This window comes from Afipia birgiae 34632 (assembly GCF_000308295.2).
GTDB classification, from domain to species: Bacteria; Pseudomonadota; Alphaproteobacteria; order Rhizobiales; family Xanthobacteraceae; genus Afipia; species Afipia birgiae.
In genome coordinates, this window is the sequence record NZ_HG326652.1 from 2,367,526 (window position 1) to 2,390,344 (window position 22,819).

General features: G+C 60.9%; 20 protein-coding genes and 1 pseudogene. 4 read left to right on the forward strand and 17 right to left on the reverse strand.

Going from position 1 to position 22,819, the window contains the following annotated elements; genetic code table 11:
• Positions 1 to 6: 6 nt before the first annotated feature.
• Together BN32_RS11145 and BN32_RS11150 are read right to left on the reverse strand one after the other, a co-directional pair.
• On the reverse strand, positions 7 to 1,611 hold the full coding sequence (locus BN32_RS11145) for an AMP-binding protein (RefSeq protein WP_019198273.1): 1,605 nt from the start codon (positions 1,609 to 1,611) through the stop codon (positions 7 to 9).
• Between the two features lie 50 nt (positions 1,612 to 1,661).
• Complete coding sequence (locus BN32_RS11150; protein WP_019198274.1) at positions 1,662 to 2,522, reverse strand: beta-keto acid cleavage family enzyme; 861 nt, start codon at positions 2,520 to 2,522, stop codon at positions 1,662 to 1,664.
• A 199-nt stretch (positions 2,523 to 2,721) separates the two neighbouring features.
• Here BN32_RS11150 and BN32_RS11155 point away from each other — a divergent pair, with 199 nt between their 5' ends.
• The 3 genes from BN32_RS11155 (at position 2,722) to BN32_RS11165 (ending at position 5,812) form a co-directional block, all read left to right on the forward strand.
• A complete protein-coding gene (locus BN32_RS11155; protein ID WP_040426296.1) occupies positions 2,722 to 3,888 on the forward strand; it encodes an acyl-CoA dehydrogenase family protein in 1,167 nt (388 codons plus the stop codon).
• Between the two features lie 28 nt (positions 3,889 to 3,916).
• Positions 3,917 to 5,068 carry an acyl-CoA dehydrogenase family protein gene (locus tag BN32_RS11160; RefSeq protein WP_019198276.1) on the forward strand — a complete coding sequence of 384 codons (1,152 nt, stop codon included), beginning with the start codon at positions 3,917 to 3,919 and terminating at the stop codon, positions 5,066 to 5,068.
• Positions 5,069 to 5,149: 81 nt separating this feature from the next.
• Positions 5,150 to 5,812 (forward strand): glutathione S-transferase family protein, encoded by a 663-nt coding sequence (locus BN32_RS11165; RefSeq protein WP_019198277.1) that lies wholly within the window; start codon positions 5,150 to 5,152, stop codon positions 5,810 to 5,812.
• Here BN32_RS11165 and BN32_RS11170 read toward each other — a convergent pair.
• On the reverse strand, positions 5,809 to 6,624 hold the full coding sequence (locus BN32_RS11170) for a helix-turn-helix domain-containing protein (RefSeq protein ID WP_040426298.1): 816 nt from the start codon (positions 6,622 to 6,624) through the stop codon (positions 5,809 to 5,811). The two genes, BN32_RS11165 and BN32_RS11170, sit on opposite strands and share 4 nt — an antisense overlap.
• A 57-nt stretch (positions 6,625 to 6,681) precedes the next feature.
• Positions 6,682 to 7,977, reverse strand: coding sequence for an acyl-CoA dehydrogenase family protein (locus BN32_RS11175; protein ID WP_019198279.1), 1,296 nt, complete (start codon positions 7,975 to 7,977; stop codon positions 6,682 to 6,684).
• A 202-nt stretch (positions 7,978 to 8,179) separates the two neighbouring features.
• Between BN32_RS11175 and BN32_RS11180 the strand changes: the two genes are divergently transcribed.
• Positions 8,180 to 8,959, forward strand: coding sequence for an enoyl-CoA hydratase-related protein (locus BN32_RS11180; RefSeq protein ID WP_019198280.1), 780 nt, complete (start codon positions 8,180 to 8,182; stop codon positions 8,957 to 8,959).
• A gap of 99 nt (positions 8,960 to 9,058) precedes the next feature.
• On the opposite strand, the gene BN32_RS11185 is transcribed toward BN32_RS11180, so the two are convergent.
• The 13 genes and pseudogenes from BN32_RS11185 to BN32_RS11245 form a co-directional block, all read right to left on the reverse strand.
• Positions 9,059 to 9,433 carry a DUF6285 domain-containing protein gene (locus BN32_RS11185; RefSeq protein ID WP_040426299.1) on the reverse strand — a complete coding sequence of 125 codons (375 nt, stop codon included), beginning with the start codon at positions 9,431 to 9,433 and terminating at the stop codon, positions 9,059 to 9,061.
• Positions 9,434 to 9,448: 15 nt separating this feature from the next.
• Positions 9,449 to 10,444, reverse strand: coding sequence for a phosphotransferase family protein (locus BN32_RS11190; RefSeq protein ID WP_019198282.1), 996 nt, complete (start codon positions 10,442 to 10,444; stop codon positions 9,449 to 9,451).
• A gap of 91 nt (positions 10,445 to 10,535) precedes the next feature.
• A complete protein-coding gene (locus BN32_RS11195; protein ID WP_019198283.1) occupies positions 10,536 to 11,735 on the reverse strand; it encodes an ABC transporter substrate-binding protein in 1,200 nt (399 codons plus the stop codon).
• A gap of 119 nt (positions 11,736 to 11,854) precedes the next feature.
• Positions 11,855 to 13,693, reverse strand: a complete 1,839-nt coding sequence (locus BN32_RS11200; protein WP_040425652.1) for an AMP-dependent synthetase/ligase — start codon at positions 13,691 to 13,693, stop codon at positions 11,855 to 11,857.
• 85 nt (positions 13,694 to 13,778) lie between these two features.
• Positions 13,779 to 14,558, reverse strand: coding sequence for an ABC transporter ATP-binding protein (locus BN32_RS11205; protein WP_040426303.1), 780 nt, complete (start codon positions 14,556 to 14,558; stop codon positions 13,779 to 13,781).
• A gap of 10 nt (positions 14,559 to 14,568) precedes the next feature.
• A complete protein-coding gene (locus BN32_RS11210) occupies positions 14,569 to 15,327 on the reverse strand; it encodes an ABC transporter ATP-binding protein (protein ID WP_019198286.1) in 759 nt (252 codons plus the stop codon).
• A pseudogene (locus BN32_RS11215) lies at positions 15,324 to 16,474 on the reverse strand (branched-chain amino acid ABC transporter permease). The gene BN32_RS11210 and the pseudogene BN32_RS11215 overlap by 4 nt, the downstream one beginning before the upstream one ends.
• Before the next feature lie 9 nt (positions 16,475 to 16,483).
• Positions 16,484 to 17,359 (reverse strand): branched-chain amino acid ABC transporter permease, encoded by an 876-nt coding sequence (locus BN32_RS11220; protein ID WP_019198287.1) that lies wholly within the window; start codon positions 17,357 to 17,359, stop codon positions 16,484 to 16,486.
• A gap of 347 nt (positions 17,360 to 17,706) precedes the next feature.
• Positions 17,707 to 19,485, reverse strand: coding sequence for an ABC transporter substrate-binding protein (locus BN32_RS11225; protein WP_082773536.1), 1,779 nt, complete (start codon positions 19,483 to 19,485; stop codon positions 17,707 to 17,709).
• Positions 19,486 to 19,550: 65 nt separating this feature from the next.
• Positions 19,551 to 19,877 carry a DUF2160 domain-containing protein gene (locus BN32_RS11230; RefSeq protein ID WP_019198289.1) on the reverse strand — a complete coding sequence of 109 codons (327 nt, stop codon included), beginning with the start codon at positions 19,875 to 19,877 and terminating at the stop codon, positions 19,551 to 19,553.
• Position 19,878: 1 nt separating this feature from the next.
• Complete coding sequence (locus BN32_RS11235) at positions 19,879 to 20,685, reverse strand: carbohydrate ABC transporter permease (protein ID WP_019198290.1); 807 nt, start codon at positions 20,683 to 20,685, stop codon at positions 19,879 to 19,881.
• Entirely contained in the window at positions 20,685 to 21,587 is a 903-nt protein-coding gene (locus BN32_RS11240) for a carbohydrate ABC transporter permease (protein ID WP_019198291.1), read from the reverse strand. Before BN32_RS11240 ends, BN32_RS11235 begins: the two co-directional genes overlap by 1 nt.
• Positions 21,587 to 22,657: an ABC transporter ATP-binding protein gene (locus BN32_RS11245; RefSeq protein WP_019198292.1), complete on the reverse strand. Its 1,071-nt coding sequence runs from the start codon at positions 22,655 to 22,657 to the stop codon at positions 21,587 to 21,589. Before BN32_RS11245 ends, BN32_RS11240 begins: the two co-directional genes overlap by 1 nt.
• Positions 22,658 to 22,819 lie beyond the last annotated feature (162 nt).

Sequence of the window (22,819 nt, forward strand, 5' to 3'; positions counted from 1 at the left end):
TTGCTTTCACGCCGCCGATGTCGCGTTGAAATGGTCGACGAACCTCTGGCGCAGTTCGACCTTGCGCAGCTTTCCGGTCGCGGTCATCGGCATTTCGTCCAGAATCCGCACCAGCTTTGGGATCTGGAATCCGCCGAGCGACTTGCGGCAGTGCTCGATGATATCGGCCTCCCCGGTCTGCGCGCCGGGCTTCAGCTTGACAAAGGCCGACACCGCCTCGCCCCATTGCGGATGCGGCAGTCCAACCACCGCGGCATTCAGCACCGCCGGATGGGCCAGCAGCGCTTCCTCGATCTTGACCGAGGCGACGTTCTCGCCGCCGGACTTGATCATGTCCTTCTTGCGGTCGATGAACAGCACCTCGCCGTGCTCGTCGATCAGCGCCAGGTCGCCGGTGTGATGCCAGCCGAATTTGCGCGCTGCTGCAGTCGCCTCCGGGTCCTTGTAGTAACCCATCATCACATTGGGCCCGCGATGGACAATCTCGCCGATCTGTCCGGGCGGCAGCAGATTGCCCTCGTCGTCCATGATCGCGGTCTCATTGATGATCATGGACTCGCCCCAGTAGTTGCCGAAGCGCGCCAACTGACGGTCCGGCTGCGACATGGTGGTTGCCGGATACATTTCGGTCTGACCGCTCGGCTGCACGAATGTCGGGCACAGTTCGGCGATGCACCGTTCCAGCAACGGGCGCGGCATCGGCGCCATGGTGTAGACGCAGGTGCGCAGGCTCGTGAGATCGAATTCCTTGCGGCGCGGATGATCGAGGATCGCCTGATACATCGCGGGCAATCCGATGAAAACCGTCAGCTTGTCGCGCTGGACCGCCTCCATGCAGGCGACGGGATCGAATCCGCGCATGATTGCGAGCTTGCCCCCGACCGACAGATACGTCAGCAGCAGGACGTGAGCGGCGCAATGGAACAGCGGAAACTGTCCGGTAATGCCGTCGTTACGATCGAGATGCATTTCGATGACGTTGCTCATCGCGGCCATCACCACCGCGAGATGGCAATGCATCGCGCCTTTCGGCCGCGACGTCGTGCCCGAGGTGTAGATGATCATCGCCAGATCGCGGTCGTCGAACGCAATCTCTGGTTCGATGATGGACTGTCCCTTGATCAGGTCGTTGAAGCTTTCAAGCCCCTGCTCCTTTGCCTTACCGGCCAGATCCACAGCAATGAGATCGACACCACGCTGTTTCAGTGCCGCGCGCCGTTCCGGCTGTGCATGCAGGTTGTCGTCAATCAGCGCGAAACGAACCTCTGCATGGCCGAGGATATAATCCATGTCAGCCGGGCCGAGCATGGTGTTGATCGGCGCCCAGACCAGACCCGCGCGATGAATGCCAAACAGCGCTTTGACGAATTCGACCGAGTTGTTGCAGATGGTCGAAATCTTCTCGCCGGGCTTGAGCCCGCGCGCCACCAGATAGTTGGCGAAGCGATTGGCATCGTGCTCGATTTCGGTGAACGTGACCTGACGTGGACCGTCGGTTAGCGCGATGCGGTTCGGGAACCGGCATGCGGCGCGGCGCAGAATGTCGCCGACAGCCACGCGCCCGATACGTCCGGGACCGGGCACGCCGCCCGTTGCGGTCAGATCGTTCATGACGTACCTCCCTGTCTCAACCACGGCTCTGATGTCCGTTTCGGCTATCGTTAGTTCAGCTTGAGAATTTTCCGCGCCTCGGCTGGCGACGCGATCTCGCGTCCTGCTTTCCGCGCGCAGGCGACGATGCCCTCGATCAACTGACCGTTCGAGGTCACCTTGGTGCCGTCGCCGAGATAGAACGTATCTTCGAGCCCGGTGCGCAGATGCCCGCCGAGTTCCGCGCAACGCTGATGCAGCGGCCAGATTTCCTCGCGGCCGATAGCGGTGACGCTCCAGTTGGAATCCGGCAGTTTCAGCTTGAGCAGGATCGGCAGCAATTCGGGGTCGGCGGGCATGCCCGACGCGACGCCCATCACGAAGTTGTATTCGAGCGGCCCGGAATACATCCCGTTCTGCTTGTACATCGCGACGCTGCGCACAATGCCGACGTCGAAGCACTCGAATTCCGGCAACGACTTCGCCACCTTCATCACGTCGAGATATTTCTGGATCTTGTCCGGCGCATTGTCGAACACATGGGGCGGCCATGCCCAGGAGCCGTCGGCCTTGACCTTCAGATAGTTCAGCGAGCCGGCATTGCAGGCGGCCATTTCAGGCCTGGTCTCGCGGATGCAATCGAGCGCGCCCTGATAGTTCGGTCCGCTGACGCCCGTGGTGTGATTGATGATGACGCCGGGGCACGCCTCGCGGATCGCCTGCTGGACTTCCTTCGACAGGTTCACGTCCCACGACGGCATGTGCCCTTGATCCGGCTCCTGCCGGCGCAGGTGCATATGCATCACCGACGCACCGGCATTAAACGCGGCCTTGGCCTCCCGAGCCATTTCCTCCGGTGTCACCGGGACATGGTGCTGCTTGGGATTGGTCAGGACGCCGTTGAGCGCGCAGGTGACGACGGCTTTATCCATTTCAGGCCCTCAGGTTCATCGCGAGTTGCTCCGAACGGTAGGAGGCCGGGACCGCCAGCGTCTTGTGAAAACTAGCTGGCCTTGTCACAATTTCCGGAGGCATAATTTCAGAAGGCATAATTTCAGAAGACATGGCGGCTTAACGCAAGTCTTGGGGCTCTGGAGCGGCCATAAATCTCCCCAAATGCGGAGGATGCCGATGAACGCCCCGGAACGATCCATTGATGAACCGGCCAGTCCCTTTCTGACCCCGGAACACCTGGCGTTCCGCAATATGCTGCGGCGCTTCGTGGCTACCGAGATCGAACCTTTTGCAGCGCAATGGGACGAAGCCGGGGAATTCCCCCGCGAGCTTTACCTGAAAGCCGCCTCCATCGGCCTGCTCCAGCTCGGCTTCCCGGAAGAGTATGGCGGCGTGCCCTGCGACCGCTTCATGTCCATGATCGCAGCGCAGGAACTGGCCCGCGCCGGGGCTGGCGGCGTCAGCGCCAGCCTGAAAAGCCATACCATCGGCTCGCCACCGATCGTCTATGGCGGTTCGGATGAACTGAAGGCGCGGGTGCTGCCGGACATTCTCGCGGGCAGGAAGATTTCCGCCCTCGCCATCACCGAACCCGGCGGCGGATCGGACGTCGCCAATTTGCGCACCACGGCGCGGCGCGACGGCGACCACTATGTCGTCAAGGGCGAGAAGACCTTCATCACCTCCGGCATGCGCGCGGATTACTACACCGTAGCGGTGCGAACCGGCGGCGAAGGCGCGAGCGGCGTTAGCCTGCTGCTGATCGAGCGCGACACGCCGGGTTTCTCGCGCACGCCGCTGAAGAAGATGGGCTGGTGGGCCTCCGATACCGCGACGCTCTACTTCGACGACTGCCGCGTACCGGTGGGAAATCTGATCGGACAGGAGAACGCCGGCTTCAAGCTGATCATGAAGAACTTCAACAGCGAGCGGCTGGGCCTTGCGGCCGGCTGCACCGGCTTCGCGCGGGTCTGCGTCGAGGAAGCCATCGCCTATGCCCGCGAGCGCAAAACCTTCGGCAAGCGCCTCGCCGATCATCAGGTGATCCGCCACAAGATCGTAGACATGGCGCAGCGCGTGGCGGCAACGCAGGCGATGCTGGAAATGCTGATCTGGCGGCTGGAGCAAGGCGACAATCCCGTAGCCGAGGTCTGCATGTGCAAGAACCAGGCGACGCAGACCATGGCCTACTGCGCGTCCGAAGCCGTGCAGATTTTCGGCGGCGCGGGCTTCATGCGCGGGCCGAAGGTCGAGCGCATTTACCGGGAGGTGAAGGTCAACGCCATCGGCGGCGGCACCGAGGAAATCATGAAGGATCTGGCGAGCCGCCAGATGGGACTTTAGAGACACATAAGAAACATCAGGAAACGCAATGCAGTTCACGCAGGAACACGACGCCATCCGCCGCACCATGCAGCAGTTCATCAAGAACGAGATCAATCCGTTCGTCGATGAATGGGAGCGCAATGAAATCTACCCGGCGCATCAGGTGTTCAAGAAGATGGGCGACCTCGGCCTGCTCGGCCTGTGCAAGCCCGTCGAATACGGCGGCGCGGGTCTCGACTACAGCTACGGCATGGTGATGGCGGAAGAACTCGGCGCGATCAACGCGGGCGGCGTCGGCATGTCGATCGGCGTGCAGACCGACATGGCGACGCCCGCGCTGGCGCGGTTCGGATCGGACGAGATGAAGCGCGAGTTTCTCGCACCGTCCATCGCAGGTGACTATGTGGCCTGTATCGGTGTCTCGGAGCCGGGCGCAGGATCCGACGTCGCCTCGATCAAGACCACCGCCCGCTCCGACGGCGACGACTATGTCATCAACGGCGGCAAAATGTGGATTACCAACGGCACGCAGGCCGACTGGATGTGCCTGCTCGCCAATACCGGCGATGGCCCGGCTCATCGCAACAAGTCGCTGATCTGCCTGCCGATGAAAACCAAGGGTGTGGAGGTTCTGCGCAAGCTCGACAAGCTCGGCATGCATTGCTCGGACACGGCGGAAATCAAATTTACCGACGTGCGCGTGCCGAAGCGCAACCGCATCGGCGACGAAGGCAAGGGCTTCACCTACCAGATGATGCAATTCCAGGAGGAGCGGCTGTGGGCGGTGGCGGCATGCCTGAAATCCCACGAAAAGACCATCGATGAAACCATCGAATACACCCGCGCCCGCAAGGCGTTCGGAAAGCCCCTGCTGGATAATCAGGTGATCCACTTCCGGCTCGCGGAACTGAAAACCGAAGTCGAACTGCTGCGCTCCCTGCTCTATCGCGCCTGCGAGGAATACATTGCCGGGAATGATGTGACCCCATTGGCCACGATGGGAAAACTGAAGGCCGGTCGCCTGGGCCGGGAAATTCCCGACGCCTGCCTGCAATACTGGGGCGGCATGGGCTTCATGAACGAAACCCGCGTCAGCCGCGCCTATCGCGACCGGCGGCTGACCTCGATCGGCGGCGGCGCGGATGAAGTCATGCTCAGCGTGCTGTGCAAGTACATGGGTACGCTGCCAGAGCAATAAGAACCCGGCCGGAGCAGTAAGCGCTTGCCTCGGCCTACGATCCGCGCTGTATAACGCCGAGAAGCAAGGGAAACGTCCGACATGCTCACGCTTTATCATTGCGCCAGCGCGCGCTCTTTCCGTCCGCTCTGGACGCTGGAAGAAGTCGGTATCCCCTACGAACTGAAGATGCTGCCGTTTCCGCCGCGGTTTCTGAAGCGCGAATATCTCGAACTGAATCCGCTGGGCACCATCCCGCTGCTGATCGACGGCGAGACCCGGATGACCGAGTCCTCCGCGATCTGCCACTACCTCGTGACCAAATATGGCCCTACGCCCCTCAACGTCGCGGTCGATGAACCCGCTTATGGCTCGTATCTGAACTGGCTGTTTTTCGGCGAAGCCACGCTGACGTTCCCGCAGACCATCTATTTCCGTTACGCACAGCTTGAGCCGGAGGAACGCAGGAACCCGCAGGCCGCCGCCGATTATGCGCGCTGGTTTCTGGCGCGGCTGCGCTCGCTCGAAACCACTGTGTCCGAATCGGAGACGGTTTGCGCGGGGCGCTTCACCGCGGCAGACATTTCGGTCGGATACGCGCTGATGTTCGCGCAATCCAACGGCCTGTCCGCGCAGTTCACTCCGGCCGTTGCCACCTATTGGGGGCGGCTCAAGCAGCGCGAGGGATTCCGCAAGGCGATCGCGGCGCAGGACAAAGCCGGCGCCGAGCAAGGCGTCGCGCCACGCGTGCGCGCGGCTACCTAAGCCCGTATTCCCATTGCGTCGCTCACAACATCCCGGCCGTTGATGATCTGCAGCCGCCGCGAGCCGGAAAAAAGCGCACTCGGCTGCAGTCCATAAATGCGGCGCAGCGAGTGGCTAAAATGCGTCGAATCCGGATAGCCGGCATCGAGCGCAAAATGCGCGAGGTTTCGCTCGACATTGACGTGATGCAGTATATTCCGCGCGCGCTTCCAGGCGCGGAAGGTCTTGAAGTTCATGCTGGTCTCGTCCTTGAACAGATGCAGGAAGCGCGACAGCGACAGCTTGACGCCGTTCGCGCAATCATCACCCGAGATGCTGCTGGACGGTTTCGCCTGAAACCGCGACACGACGGTCGATATGCGCGTATCCAGATCGCGCTGCTTCAGGCGGCGCTGGAGAAAGATCTGGTCGAAATCCGCCGAGGTGAAACCGCTCGTGCCGCTCAGCGCCATGGTCGCATAGATCTCGCGGAAGCGTGCGGCTAGCCGGCTGGCGGCGACCGGATCGTCGCACTGGCAAATGGTCTCGGCGAGATCTTCGTCGCAGACTGACTCAGGCTCGATCAGCAGCCCAAGGATTTCGCGGGACTCCGACGTGATCTTGTGCGGCAGGTAAGCCGGGACGGCGAGGATTTCGCCAATGCGCGGCGGCTGGCCTTCGATTTCTAGACGCGCGGTGCCATGCAGCGGCACGCAGACCGCGAGCGCACCGAGCGTACGCACCGAGGGCTTGCCGTGCAGCCCGGCGTAGAACACCCGCTCCGAACTGATCAGCATGAACCGGTCGGACCGGCCAGACGTACACCTGCGCATCGTTTCCTCCAGAAACATTTCTTCACGGGCGATTGTTCGCCTCTTGTGAAACCTGAACTAGCGGCTCTTCTCCGTCGTCTCGAATTTCCCCGCGCCCATATAGCCGAACAGAAATCCGGCGACCTTGCGCTTCTGGATTTCCTCGCTGCCCTCGGTAATGCGATAGCGCCGATGATGGCGATAAATGTGCTCGAACGGCTTGTGCCGCGAGTAGCCCATGCCGCCATGCACCTGCATGGCGCGATCCGCCGCTTCGCAGCACAGCCGGTTCGCCCAGAAATTGCACATCGACACCTTGTCGGACAGCCGGTGCTCGACTTCCGCCTGCGTCATGCGGTCCATTTCCCACGCGGTCTTTCGGATCAGAAGGCGCAGCATCTCCGCCTGCGTCGCAAGCTCCACCAGCGGCCACTGGATCGCCTGGTTCTCGGCCAGCGCGTGGCCGAACGGCTTGCGCTCGCGCGCGTAATGCACGCTCTCATTGATGCAGTAGACGGCGGCACCGAGCGAACTGGCAGCCTGGCGAATCCGGTTCTCATGCACGAAGCATTGCGCCAGCGACAGGCCGCGGCCGACTTCGCCGAACAGCGCATCGTCCGGCACGAACACGTCTGTGAAGCTGACGCGCGGGTGGTCGGTCGGCATGTTGAAGGTCCAGAGATATTCTTCGACCTTCACGCCCTTGGCGCTTGCGGGCACGAGGAAGCATGTGATGCCCCGCGCATCGCCGTCGTTGCCCGACGTGCGCGCGAACGTCGCGCAGTGGGTGGCGACATGCATACCGGTGGTCCACATCTTTTCGCCATTGATCACCCACCCGCTGACGCCGTCGCGCGTGGCCTGCACTGCCCGCGTTTCCATGTGGGTGGCGTCCGATCCATGATCGGGTTCCGTGAGGCCGAAGGTGATGCGGTACTTGCCGGTGAGCGAGCCTTCGATCATCGCCTTCTGGTCGTCGCGGCCGTAGCGATCCAGCATCGTCACCAGCGGAAAGTTGCCGACGATGGAATGCTCGTTCTGCAAATCGTTGTGCAGGCCGAGGCCCTTGGCAGCGAAATGCTCGCGGATCACCGCCATCCAGAGATTGGAGCCGTTCTTGCCGCCGTAGCGCGCAGGAATCGCGAAGCGCAGATGCCCGGCTTCATCGGCAAGATTTTTGGCCTGACGCAGCAGGTCTTCCCATTCGTGGCGCGGCAGGCCGCCCTTGTCGAAATCCGTCCGCGCCCATTCGCGGCGATGATCGAAGAAGCGGATGTTGTCGTCGCGCTGCTCAAGCGGCTTAACCTTCTGATCGATAAAGCGATCGAGCTCGGACAGATAAGCGGTCAAATCGTCAGGCAGCGAGAAATCCAACGCGCGACTCCCAGACGTCCATCCCCGGACTTTGTTTTTGTTCCGCCGCGCTGCTCGCGAGAGCCGACGATGGTTGGGAATTAAGGTAAGACGCGGCGCGTTAGTCAAGCGCTTAATTAATTTGTGAAGCGGCTTCTTTGCTGTCTATTTAAGGCACGACAACATCGCTCAAGTGTTGCAACGCAGCGTAAGGAAATCGCTCATGGCCTATGAATTCGCCAAGGTGGACCGCAGAGGTCCGCTGACCATCGTCACGCTCAATCGTCCCGAGGTAATGAACGCCGTGCATTCGCCGATGCACTTTGAAATGCATCGCGTTTTTGACGAGTTCAACAAGGACCCCGATCAATGGATCGCAATCGTGACGGGTGCGGGTGACCGGGCGTTTTCCGCAGGCAACGACCTGAAGTGGCAGGCCCAGGGCGGCCAGCGCGGCTGGGATACCAGCGGATTCGCAGGACTGACCCACCGCTTCGATTGTGACAAGCCGATCATTGCCGCCGTCAACGGCGTGGCGATGGGCGGCGGCTTTGAAATCGCGCTGGCCTGCGACCTGATCATCGCGTCGGAAAACGCGACCTTCGCCCTGCCCGAGCCGCGTGTCGGCCTCGCTGCCCTCGCCGGCGGACTGCACCGCCTGCCACGCCTGATCGGCCTCAAGCGCGCCATGGGCATGATCCTGACCGGACGCCATGTTCCGGCCCGCGAAGGACTTGAGCTTGGCTTCGTCAACGAAGTCGTTCCAAAGGGCGAAGCGCTCGCGGCTGCGGAGCGCTGGGCCAATCTCATCCTGCAGAACGGCCCGATGTCGATCCGCGCCTCGAAGCAGACGATGCATCGCGGCCTCGGCGTGTCACTGGAACAGGCGCTGGCGGAACAGTTCGATTATCCGGCCGTCAAGGCGCTTGGCGCGTCCGAAGACTACATCGAAGGGCCCAAGGCCTTCGCGGAAAAGCGCCCGCCGCAATGGAAGGGGCGCTGATCTTTCATCGACTACGATAAATCAGTTCAGCGTCATTGCGAGCGAAGCGAAGCAATCCAGAGCCACAAGGAAAACTGGATTGCTTCGTCGCTGACGCTCCTAGCTTCCGTCCCGCTCCCGCTTGTAGGACGCATAGTTCGGCTGGTCGATGGCCAGCTTGTCCATCGTGGTCTGCCAGACGTGTTCGGTAAGTCCCGGCGTCTGGAAGCCCATCTCGCCGCTTGCGATACGCGCCGACAAGAGACGGTTGAGGTCGTCGAGCGAACCGGACGTGCCGAGCAGCTTTGACAGCCGCTCGATCTCGGCCGCATCGCCGGATGCTTCATGCGTAAGCTGCCGCACGACCAGATCGAGCGCGTTGAGCCCGACGCGCAGCTTGAATGCCGCGTGCCCGGACAATTGCGGCGCGACGTCGGCACGGAGAAACTCCGCAACCGCGTTGATCAGTTCGACCGGCGTCGGTTGATCCTGCATCTCATACATCCTTTGTCATGCGCGGCGACGCGGCGCCAGCAGCCGCAACAAATCAATTTCGGTTTCCGAGGCACGGCGGCCGATCATGGCGCGCTCCATGGAATAATCGGGGCCGGCGCGAAACCGCTGCATCATGCCGCAACACATAATGCCCCACCGCAAGGTGCCCAGCGTTTCCCAGAACATCACACGCGGCACGTCGACGGCGCGGCCCGCTGCGGCTTCATACGCCGCGAACAAGTCCTCGCGCGATCCAAGCCCGCCGACCGGCTTGTCGATTTCGCCGAACCGCCACGAGTTCACGCAGATCCAGCCGAGGTCTTCCATCGGATCGCCAAAATGCGCCAGCTCCCAGTCGAGTACCGCGCGAATGCCCTCAGGCCCGATGATGAGATTGCCGTGGCGGAAATCGCCGTGTACCAGCGTCACCGAGTCCGCTGGTGCAGGCGCGTTGTCGTGCAGCCACCGCAGCGCCAGATCGAACACCGGACGCGGCCAGTCGAACGATTTGTATTCCGCCGCGAGGTCGTCGAGTTCGCCCGCGACCGTCATCAGCCGCAGTTTCGGAAGCCGGGATTTTTCCAAAGCATGAATGCCAGCAATCACCGTACCGAGCTGGCTCGCCAGCATATTGCGCGCGTTGGCGAACTCCGCATCGCGCAGGATCTTGCGCGGGATGGTCTCGCCCTCGACGCGATCCATGATGAAGCCACTGCCGAGGCTATCCTCCCCGCGCAGTACGTAACGCACGCGCGGGGACGGTATTCCCGCTTCACAAGCCTGCTGCATCAGAACCGCTTCGGCCTCCAGCCCGGCAGCGCGGCCCGGTGCGGCGCCATAGCCCGATGGCGCGCGGCGCAGAATAACAGCGATGTTTCCGGATGGATGCAGGACGTCGAACGACCAGGTCTCCTGACTTGCGCCGCCGGACAGTTGAGCCAGGCGATCGATGCCTGTGGCTCCCGGAAACCAGCACGCGATGCCGGTCTTGATCGCACTTTCAATCGTCATTGGGCATGTTGGCTCTTTGTTGGAGCCGGACCGTAAATAAAATCGCGTGCGCGGGCAACCCGCGCACGCGATGTCACTCAGAACAGATTGCTCAGAACATCAGGCCATCCTTCACCAGAACCCAGCGGCCACCTTTGACCTGCTGGACCTGCGTTACCGTGGTGGCGAGGTGGTTCGTCTTCGAGAACTTGGTCGGCGGCGAGTTGAAGATGTCATTGAACACGTCACCGGACTCGAGCGAATCCAGCATCTTCGCGCCGGTCAGATCCTTGCCTGCCTTGTTCGCATAGTGAGCGAAGGTCATCATGGCGTTGTAACCGATGATAGCCTGCGTGTTGGCGTCGGTGCCGAACGCCTTCTTGTAGTTCGTCAGCCAGTCCTTCACCTTGCCCTTGGCGGTGTCTTCATACGGAATCTCGAAGCCGGCGGCGGCATAGAGGCCTTCGACGGCGTCCTTGCCGAGCGCGGGCACTTCGAGCACGTTGGTCGGTGTCGCGCCGAGGAACGTCACATCCCAACCGAGTTTCTTGGCCTCTCCCATCGCGCCGATGGTTTCGCGGATCACAGTTCCGAGCACCACAAGATCACAGCCGTCGGCCTTCATCTTCGCGACCTGCGCGCTGAAATCGGATGCGCCGCGCTTGTAGCTGGTCACCGACGCCGGCGTCAGCTTCATCGCTGCCGTCTGCTGGTTGAAGCCATCGAGCACGCTCTTACCGTATTCGTCGTCCTGATGCATGATGCAGGGCTTGGTGAACTTCTTCCACTCCACCATGTGCTTGATCGCAGCCCGCGTGCTTTCGACGTACGGCAGGATGTTGTTGAACTTCAGCCTCTCCTGCGGCTTGGCCGGATCGAACTTGAACGTGAACTCCGCCGCCGTCAGCGGGAAGAGCTGCAAGACGCCCGCATCGAACAGGATGTCCTGCGCGGCAAGAACAGTCGGCGAGCCCATCGGGCCAACCATGGCGAAGACCTTGTCCTTCTCGATCATCTTCTGCGACGCCAGCACCGCGCGCTTCGGATCGTAACCGCTGTCTTCCATGATCAGCTTGATCTTGCGGCCGTTGATGCCGCCGGCGGCATTGATTTCGTCCGTCGCCATCTTCATGCCGTTGGACACCGGCACGCCCCAGACCTTGATCGGGCCGGACAAATCCTGATGCGATCCGACGACGATCTCGGTCGGTGAGATGCCCTCGTTGGTCACTTTGGTCTGTGCGAAGGCCGGCGACTGGGTCAGCGCGAGCGCGCCCACCGCAAGGCCCAACGCCTTGAACGATTTCGACATAACGGTCTCCTCTCTGTTGGCCCATATTCAGCGAAGGCCGGGCCTTGTTACCTTCGCCGCTGAGCGGCCCCTGCGGGCCGCGGAATGCGCTTCTTGTGACGCAATAGTAACGGGGGAGCTTACGCCACAGCGCTCACCCGGTACATTGCATCGATCTCGGCTGCGTAGGACTTGTTCACGAAGCTGCGTTTCAGCTTCATGGTCGGGGTCAACTCCTCATCCTCGGGCGTCAACTGCCGCTCGATCAGATGGAATTTCTTGATGGTTTCGACACGGGCGAAGTTCGCATTGACGGTTTCGATCTCGCGCTTGATGAGATCCTGGATTTCCGGCGCGCGGCACAAGCTCGCGTAGTTCGTGAAGGGAATGTCGTAATCCTGCGCGAACTTCTCGACGTTCTCGTGATCGATCATCACCAGACATGTCAGGAACGGCCGCTTGTCGCCGATCACCACCGCGTCCGAGATATAGGGCGAGAACTTGAGCTGGTTCTCGATCTCGGACGGTGTGATGTTCTTGCCGCCGGACGTGATGATGATGTCCTTCATCCGGTCGGTGATCTTGACAAAGCCCTCGTTGTCGATGGTGCCGACGTCGCCGGTATGCAGCCAGCCATTCTCGTCGATGGTTTCGGCCGTTTTCTCCGGCTGGTTCAGATAGCCCATGAACAGGAAATCGCCCTTGATGAGAATTTCCCCTTTCGGGCAGATCTTGACCTCGCCCCACGGCGCAGCCTTTCCGACCGAGCCGAGCTTGATGCGCTCGTTGGGCATCAGCGTCGCCACGCCGCAATTCTCGGTCTGGCCGTAGACCTCGCGCATGTCGAGGCCGATGGCGAGATACCAGCGGATCAGATCGGGCGAGATCGGCGCAGCACCGGTGAAAGCGATGCGGACGCGGTCGAGCCCGAGCATGCGGCGGATGTTGCGGAACACCAGCCAATAGGCGGCCTTGCCTGCCAGCCGCAGCGACAGCGGCGGCGTTTCACCCTCAAGCCTGTATTCGGTGAGGCGCTGTCCGACGCCGAGCGCGTGGCGATACATCCACTGCTGGAGCGACGTTGCATCCTTCAGGGCAATGGTGATGGCCGAGTAGAATTTCTCCCAGATCCGGGGCACGGCCAGAAATGCGGTCGGCTGCACCTCACGCAGGTTGTCCGGCACGGTTTCCGGGCTTTCGGCGAAGTTCATCACCGAGCCGACCGCGATGGACAGATAGTAGCCGCCTATCCGCTCAGCGACATGGCACAGCGGCAGGAACACCAGCCGCTCCTCGTGATCTGTCGGCACCAGCAGATAGTCGGCGTAGCGCATCTGGTGGGTGACGCTGCGGTTGGAATGCATCGCGCCCTTCGGAGGCCCGGTGGTCCCCGAGGTATAGACCAGAATGGCGAGATCGTTCGTGCCGCGGCTCGCGATCATCTCGTCCCATAGCGCGTCGCGGCCGTTCATATGGTTGCGCCCGAGCGCCATGAATTCGTCTAGCGACATCACCATCGGATCGCTGAATCCGCTGAGGCCTTCCATGTCGAACACAACAATCTTCTCGAGCGTCGGGCACCGGGCGCGGCACGACAGCACCTTGTCGAGCTGCTCGTCATCTTCGGCGAAAATCACCCGCGTCCGGGAGTCGTTGATCAGGTATTCGACCTGAGCCGTCGAATCCGTCGGATAGATGCCGGATGAGACGCCGCCGACGCAGAGCACGCCCATATCGGCAAAGACCCATTCGGGGGTCGCATTCGAGACGATGGAGGCGACATCGCCCGGCTGAAAGCCGACGGCATGAAGTGCGTAGGCGATTTCCTTGGCTGTCTTCAGCCACTCGCGCCAGCTCGTGGATTGCCAGACGCCGAGATGCTTTTCCCGGATCGCGGGCTTATCGCCACGCGTTTCAACCGCGAGCAGAAAGCTCTTCGCGATCGTATCCGCGACGGTGATCACTGCGGGTCTCGCCATTGCTTGCTCCCTGTCTTCCGCTGCGTACTCGCGACGCAGCGCCACTCTCTCCTGCCCTTTAACGCCCGGTCTTGTCGCCGGACTTCTATCGCCAAGTCTTTTTCTTCTTCCAGCGCCGTTCGCCCCGCGCGCCATCTTCCTTGGCGCCGAGGTAGAATTCCTGAATGTCCTGCGACATCATCAGGCGCTCGCAGGTGTCGTTCATCACCACGCGCCCGATTTCGAGCACATACCCGTAATCCGCAGTCTCCAGCGCCACCTTCGCGTTCTGCTCGACCAGCAGGATCGACATGCCCTGCTCTTCATTGACGCGCTTGATGATCGTGAAAATCTCCTTCACCAGGATCGGCGACAGCCCGAGCGACGGCTCGTCCAGCAGCAGCAGCGCCGGACGGTTCATCAGCGCGCGGCCGATGGCCAGCATTTGCTGCTCGCCGCCGGAAAGCTGCCCGGCCGGCTGATTGATGCGCTCGCGCAGGCGCGGGAAATAGCCGTAGACCCGCTCCAGATCGTCGGCGACGCCGTCGCGATCCTTGCGCGGATAGGCGCCCATCATCAGGTTTTCACGTACACTGAGGAACGGAAACACCTCGCGGCCTTCCGGCACGTGGCTGAGGCCGAGCCGCACGATCCTGTCGGCCTCCATGCGCTGGATCGGCTGCCCCTTGAATTCGATGGAGCCCTTCTGCGGATCGAGAATGCCGGAAATCGTCTTGAGCACGGTGGTCTTGCCCGCACCGTTGGCGCCCAGCAACGTGACGATCTTGCCGCGCGGCACTTCTAGGCTGATGCCGCGAATGGCCATGATCGGCCCGTAATAGCTTTCGATGTTGCTGAGCTTGAGAATGGTCTCGGGCGTGCTCATGACATCGTCCTCATGTGCCGAGATAGGCTGCGACGACATCGGGATGCGCCTGCACCTCGGCCGGCGCGCCCATGGCGAGCACCTTGCCGTAGTTCAGCGCGATCACCCGGTCGGAGACGCGATTGACCAGCGTCATGTCGTGCTCGACCATCAGCACGGTGATGCCAAGCTCGGTCTTCATGTCGCGGATCCAGAACGACATGTCGTCGGTCTCCTCCACATTCAGCCCGGACGAGGGTTCGTCGAGCAGGATCAGCTTCGGCTCGGTGCACAGCGCGCGGGCCAGTTCGATCACCTTGCGCACCCCATAGGGTAATCCGGAGATGAGCTTGTCCCGATGGGCGGCAAGGTCAAGGAAATCAATGACCTGCTCGACGCGGCGACGATGCGCTTTTTCGTCGCGGCGGACATTCGGCAGAAACAACAGTTCCTGCCAGAGGCTGGTGGTGGAGTGCCGGTGCCGCCCGACCAGAAGATTGCTGAGAACGGTGGCATTTTCGAACAACTCGATGTTCTGGAAGGTGCGCGCGATGCCCAGCTTGGCGATGCCGTAAGGCGGCTCCTCGGTGATGTCCTGATCCTCGAAATAAAGCCGGCCCGCGGTCGGCTCGTAGAGGCGCGAAATCAGGTTAAAGATCGAGCTTTTGCCTGCCCCGTTGGGACCGATGATCGAGAGGATCTCGCCCTTCTCCACCGCGAAGCTGACGGAATCCACCGCTTTCAGCCCGCCGAAGTGAAGCGAAAGATTTTCGGCGCGGAAACAGCTCATCGGTTCCGCTCCGATTTGACATAGATCTTCTGCCGCTTGAAGGTCGCGCGCTTGTAGAGCGGGAAGAGCTGGAAGAAGAGCTTGATCTTGAGCCAGCGGCCATAAATGCCGTAGGGCTCGAACAGGATGAACAGCATGATGATCAGGCCGTAGATCGCGCCCTTCAGGCCATTGGCCGAGGCGATTGCCGCGACATTCGCCTTGATGCTGGCCACCTGCTCGACGCCTGCGCCGAACGTGGCTGCGAGACCTGCAGCGACGCCCGGAATGTCATCCTTCAGGAGGTCAGGAACGGATCGACCATCACGATGAAGATCGCGCCCAGCACTGCGCCGTGCAGGCTGATCACGCCGCCAATGATGATCACCATGATAAATTCGATGGACAGCTGGAGTGTGAACATCTCCGGGCTGATGAAGGACATCTTGTGGGCAAAGAGAACGCCCGCGAAGCCGGTGATCGCGGCGCTGAGGGCGAACGACTTTACCTTGTAGCGTGAGACGTTGATGCCCATGCTCTTGGCTGCGGTTTCGCTATCGCGGATGGCGACGAATGCGCGCCCGGTCGGAGACCGCATCAGGTTGAGCGTGCCGAGGATGACCAGGATCAAGAGACCGAGACACATGTAATAGAAGGTCGGGCTGTCGCGCGTGATGCTGCCGCCGAACATCTGGATTGCGCGAACACGCATGCCGTCGTTGCCGTGCGTGACGCTTTCCCAGCGCGCCAGAATCTCCTCCACGATCAGCGCGAACGAGATGGTGGCGATCACGAGATAGATCCCCTGTAGCCGCAATGCCGGAAATCCGACCATTGCGCCGATCAATCCGGTCAGCGCGCCTGCCGCCAGAAAGTAGACGACGAATGGTACGCCCATCTGCTGAAGATAGGCGGCGGTGTAGGCTCCGATGGCGAGGAACGCCGCGTGCCCCAGCGAGGCCTGCCCGGTGAACCCCGTCAGGATCATCAGCCCGACGCCGACGATGGCATAGATGCAGACGAAAACGAGCTGGCTGACGAGATAACTGCTCAGAACGAACGGCGCGATCAGCAGCAGCGCCAGCAGCGCGCCGTAGGACCAGATGTATCCGCTATGCGGGATCAGCCGGATGTCGTCGTTATAGTCTGTCTTGAAAAGAAACCGCATCGGCGCCCCTCAGACTTTCTTCCGCGTGTGAAGCCCGAAAATGCCTTCGGGTTTCAGCAGCAGTACCGCGAGCAGCACGATGTAGGGCGCGACATCCTTCCATCCCTGGGGCAGATAAAAGCCGGCCATGCTTTCGATCACGCCGATCAGGATTCCGCCGACCACCGCGCCGGGGATCGATCCGAATCCACCGAGCACAGCGGCCGGAAAAGCCTTCAGTCCCAGCACCAGGCCGACATTGGAGTGGACGAAGGTGATGGGCGCCAGCAGCACGCCGGCACAGGTCGCGACCGCGGCGCTGATCGCCCAGACGATCGACACCACGCGCTTGACCGGAATGCCCATGTAGTAGGCCGCGAGCATATTCTCGGAACTGGCGCGCATCGCAGTGCCGAGCGTGGTCCTGTTGAAAAAGAGATACAGCACGCCGCAGAGGATAATCGTCGCGGCGATCACCGAAAGCTTGTCATAGGCCAGCACCAGGCTGCCCAGCCGCAGCACGCCCTGGCTAAACGGCGTCTCGATCTTGAGATCGTCGGTGCCCCAGATCATTCCCGCGACCGAGCGCAGGAAGAAGCCAAGTCCGATGGTCGCCATGATGATGGAAAACTGCGGATAGCCGAGGATCGGCCGCACCACGAGGCGCTCGGCCAGCATTCCGAACAGCGCCATGGCGCCGACCGCGGCGACAAATCCAAGCCAGTAGTTGAAGCCGAGCAGACTGATGAAGGTGAAGGCGAAGAAGCCGCCCAGCATCATCAGATCGCCTTGCGCGAAGTTGACGACCTCGGTCGCTTTGTAAACAAGGACAAAGCCAAGTGCGATCAGGCCATAGACACAGCCGAGCGCAATACCGCTCACCAACTGCTGAACGAAGTCCAGCATCCCCGGTTACCCTCCCCCAACGTGCCGCGATTCTAGCGATCGCCTTGGTCACGTCGCGATCCTAGCGATCGCCTCGCCTATTTCTTGTGTCGATTAGCTATGCGTTTTTGCGTGAACCTTGTCGGCAACAGCCAACGGCCGCCTTGAAAATGCGCAGCCTCGTTGTGGCTCTGTGCCGCCTGCGAGATCTCCTTGTTCCTGAATACAGAAAGTCACGGAGTCATCAGTGCGTGAAGTACAGCCAAACGGCGACGGCCTGTCAACAACACCCGACAGAGTGCGCTGCATCAAAAGAGAAAGGCCGGGATCTCTCCCAGCCTTTCTCATCTTGATCTGTGCGATGCCGCTTACTTCGCTTCGGCACGCTTCGGCGGCGACGCCGGCCACGACTTGATCAGCGTGTCGTAGTCGACGGTTTCGCCCTTCGGCTTTTCATTCGCGAGCTTGCGCTGCGGAGCGATGTTGCCGTCCTTCTCCGACTTCGCGAACCAGAACTCAGCCGTCTCCTTCTTGTTGAGCTTCGGACCGCAGGCGCCCTGCACACCCGACTTCTCGAGGCGTTCAAGCACCGAGTCCTGCGCCGCAGCCAGCGAGTCCATCGCCGCCTGCGCGGTCTTCGCACCAGACGACGCATCGCCGATGTTCTGCCACCAAAGCTGGGCCAGCTTCGGATAGTCCGGCACGTTGTTTCCGGTCGGAGACCACTGCACGCGCGCAGGCGAGCGGTAGAATTCGATCAGACCGCCGAGCTTGGGCGCGCGTTCGGTGAACGACTTGTCCCAGATGTCGGATTCACGAATGAACGTGAGACCGACATGGCTCTTCTTCAGGCTCACCGACTTGGAGACGATGAACTGAAGATAGAGCCAAGCTGCCTTGCGGCGGTCCGCAGGCGTCGACTTCAGCAACGTCGCCGAACCGGCGTCCTGATAACCGAGCTTCATGCCCTCCTTCCAGTACGAGCCATGCGGCGACGGAGCCATGCGCCACTTCGGCGTACCGTCCGCATTCACCACCGGCAGACCCGGCTTCACCATGTCGGCGGTAAAGGCGGTGTACCAGAACATCTGCTGGGCAATCGCGCCTTGCGCAGGCACCGGGCCCGACTCGGAGAAGGTCATGCCTTGCGCCTGCGGCGGGGCATACTTCTTCATCCAGTCGAGATACTTGACGATCGAATAGACCGCCGCGGGTCCGTTGGTGTCGCCGCCGCGTTCGACCGACGAGCCGACCGGACGGCAGCCTTCCATGCGGATGCCCCATTCATCGACGGGCTTGCCGTTCGGAATGCCCTTGTCGCCGTTACCGGCCATCGACAACCAGGCGTCGGTGAACCGCCAGCCGAGCGACGGGTCCTTCTTGCCGTAGTCCATGTGGCCATAGACCTTGACGCCGTTGATTTCCTTGATGTCGTTGGTGAAGAACTCGGCGATGTCTTCATAGGCCGACCAGTTCACCGGCACGCCAAGCTCGTAGCCATACTTGGCCTTGAACTTCGCCTTGTAGTCGGGATTGGTGAACCAGTCGTAGCGGAACCAGTAAAGGTTCGCGAACTGCTGGTCGGGCAACTGATAAAGCTTGCCGTCCGGAGCGGTGGTGAACGACTTCCCGATGAAATCATCGACATCCAGCATCGGGTTGGTGACGTCCTTGCCTTCGCCCCCCATGTAGTCCGAAAGGACCACGGTCTGGTTGTACCGGAAGTGGGTGCCAATCAAGTCCGAGTCGTTGATCCAGCCGTCATAGACGTTCTTGCCGGACTGCATCTGAGTTTGCAGCTTTTCGACAACGTCACCTTCCTGAATCAGATCGTGCTTGATCTTGATGCCAGTGATTTCCGTGAAAGCTTTCGCCAGTGTCCCCGACTCGTATTCGTGAGTGGTGATGGTTTCGGAGACAACGTTGATGTCCATACCCTTGAAGGGCTCCGCGGCCTTGATAAACCACTGCATCTCCTTCATCTGGTCGTCCTTCGACAGTGTCGAAGGCTGGAATTCGGCATCGATCCACTTCTTTGCCGCCGCTTCATCGGCGAAAGCAGGTGCGCTGACCGCAGCCGATGCTGCTATCAATGCCACTGCGCTTGCCATCGTCAAAAGACGATCTCTCTTCGTAGCTTGTCGCATGATTTCCTCCGTTGAACACAACTCCAGGTCCGGGTTGATCCCGGATCTGCCTCTCTTTCACACGGCTAGACGTTGCGAAATATAACAACAGCCGAGACGAGCGAAATCACAGTGGCGATCCACAAACTCGATAGTTCGACGCCCTCGCCGATCGGGAGCATCGCAATCGGATTCGTGCCCGCAAATGCAATCCACAACAGATGAATGACCGCAGCCGCGATCAGCGAAATGAACAACCGATCGCCGCGGGTCGTCGGAATACGCAGGACCCCGACACGCTCTGCTTCGGGATACCGCAACGCGAGCCAGGTCATGGTCGCGAGCGTTCCCGCCAGCAGGCAGAAGAAGATCGCTGTGGGGGCTGTCCAGGCCATCCATGCGATGTGTTCCATGTTACACCCTGCCCAGCGCGAAACCGCGCGCGATGTAGTTGCGGACAAACCAGATCACCAGCGCACCGGGGATGATGGTCAGGACGCCAGCCGCGGCCAGCAGGCCCCAATCCATTCCGGACGCCGAAACAGTGCGTGTCATCGTCGCGGCGATCGGCTTGGCGTTCACCGACGTCAGCGTCCGAGCCAGCAGCAATTCCACCCATGAGAACATGAAGCAGAAGAACGCTGCGACCCCGATGCCGCTTGCGATCAGCGGCATCAGGATTTTCACGAAGAAACGCGGGAACGAATAGCCGTCGAGGAATGCGGTCTCGTCGATCTCCTTCGGCACACCGGACACGAATCCTTCAAGTATCCACACCGCCAGTGGCACATTGAAAAGGCAATGCGCCAGCGCGACCGCCCATGGCGTATCGAACAGATTGATCGCCGAATACAGGTTGAAGAACGGCAGCGCGAATACCGCCGGCGGCGCCATGCGGTTCGACAACAGCCAGAAGAACAGGTGCTTGTCGCCGAGGAACCGGTAGCGCGAGAACGCATAGGCGGCAGGCAGCGCGAAGGAGATCGAGATGACAGTATTGATGATGACGTATTGCAGCGAATTGATATATCCGGAGTACCAGCTCGAATCCGTGAAGATGCGCCTGTAGTGAACCAGCGTTGGATTACTCGGCCACAACGTCATCGTGGTGACGATTTCGGTGTTGGTCTTGAAACTCATATTGATGAGCCAATAGATCGGCAACAGCAGGAAGGTGAGGAACAGGACCATAATGATGCGACGGCCGGGAATGGTATGCATCACGCACCTCCCGTCGTTTGCGCGCGCTCATTATCGGCGTTCGTCATCACCGTGTAAAACACCCAGCACACGATCAGGATGACCAGATTGTAGACGATCGACAGCGCGGCAGCCTTGCCAAGGTCGAACTGGCCGAGGGCGATCTTGACGAGTTCAATCGAGACGAAAGTGGTCGAGTTGCCCGGGCCGCCGCCGGTGACGACGAACGGCTCGGTGTAGATCATGAAGCTGTCCATGAACCGCAGCAACACCGCGATCAGCAGCACACGCTTCATCTTCGGCAGCTGGATCGCAGTGAACACCGCCCAGCGCGATGCGCCGTCGATTTGCGCCGCCTGATAATAGGCATCCGGAATGGATTTGAGACCGGCGTAGCACAGCAACGCAACGAGGCTGGTCCAGTGCCAGACGTCCATGACGATGATGGTCGCCCACGCATCGAGGCTATTGGACACGTAATTGTAATCCAGCCCCATCTTGTTCAGCGTATAGCCGAGCAAGCCGATGTCGGGACGTCCGAAGATTTGCCAGATGGTGCCGACCACGTTCCACGGAATCAGCAGCGGCAGCGCGAGAATGACGAGGCACGCCGCCACGCGCCAACCTTCGCGTGGCATCGACAGCGCGACCAGAATTCCAAGCGGCACTTCGATGGCGAGAATGATCGCGGAGAACAGCAGATTGCGGCCGAGTGAGGCCAGGAACCGGTCGCCGAGATCGGTCGAGGGATCGAGCAGCTCCTTGAACCAGCCGACCCCGTTCCAGAAGAACTGATTATTTCCGAACGTATCCTGCACCGAGTAGTTGACCACCGTCATCAACGGCAGGATCGCGGAGAACGCCACGATCAGGAACACCGGCAGCACCAGGAACCAGGCCTTGTTGTTGATCGTCTTGTCCATCAGGCGCGCCCTTCGACCAGAAGACTGTCCGCATAGACGTGGATATGAGCAGGATCGAAAACGAGACCGGCAGTGTTGTCCGGCACGGAGAAGCCGTTCGGAACTTTGGCCGCGAATTTGGCATCGCCGATGCGCACGCGCGCAAAGCGCACACGGCCGAGATCGTCGATCCGCTCGATCTGCGCCGAGAGCAGACCCGGCGCGGGCGCCGCGACATGGACGAATTCCGGCCGCACACCGATTTCGATTTTGGCGCCAACCGGCAGGCTATCATAGGTCCGGTTCAGCCGGATGGTATGACCGTCAATCCTTCCCTCGTTGCCCTTCACGACAGCCGGCACAATGTTCATGCCGGGCGAGCCGATGAAATAGCCGACGAAGGTATGCGCAGGCTTGGCGAACAGCTCTTCTGGCGTACCGCTCTGCACAACGCTGCCGTCGTGCATCACCACCACCGTATCGGCAAAGGTCAGCGCCTCGGTCTGATCGTGGGTCACGTAGATCATGGTCAGATCGAGCGCCTGGTGCAGCGCCTTGAGCTTGGAGCGCAGTTCCCATTTCAGATGCGGATCAATCACCGTCAGCGGTTCGTCGAACAGCACCGCCGCGACGTCCGAGCGCACGAGACCACGCCCCAGCGAAATCTTCTGCTTCGCGTCGGCGCTAAGCCGCACCGCCTTGCGATCGAGATAGGGCGTGAGATCGAGCAACTTGGCGATCTCGGCGACGCGGGCATCGATCGCCTTGCGCAGCTGGCCGCGGTTCTTGAGCGGGAACGCGAGGTTTTCGCCCACCGTCATGGTGTCGTAGATCACGGGGAACTGGAACACCTGCGCGATGTTGCGCTCGCGCGTGGTGGAGCGCGTGATATCGGTGCCGTCAAACAGCACCTTGCCGTGCGACGGAGTGACAATGCCGGATATAATGTTGAGGAGCGTGGTCTTGCCGCAGCCGGATGGTCCGAGCAGCGCATAAGCACCGCCCTGCCGCCACGTCATGGTCATAGGTTTCAGCGCATAGGCGTCGCCGCCGTAGGAATGCGCCAGATCGACAAGGTCGATGCGAGCCATGCGAGTGTCCCGAATTCGACGTTCGCTCAAATTTGCAGCATGTCCCTTAGCGAACGTCGAATTCGAAAGGACACTCGTTAATTATAATTCTAGTGATCCTTTGATTCTGACATTCGTAAAAGGTGCCTGCGAAAAGTATCATACGAATGTCAGAATCGGATC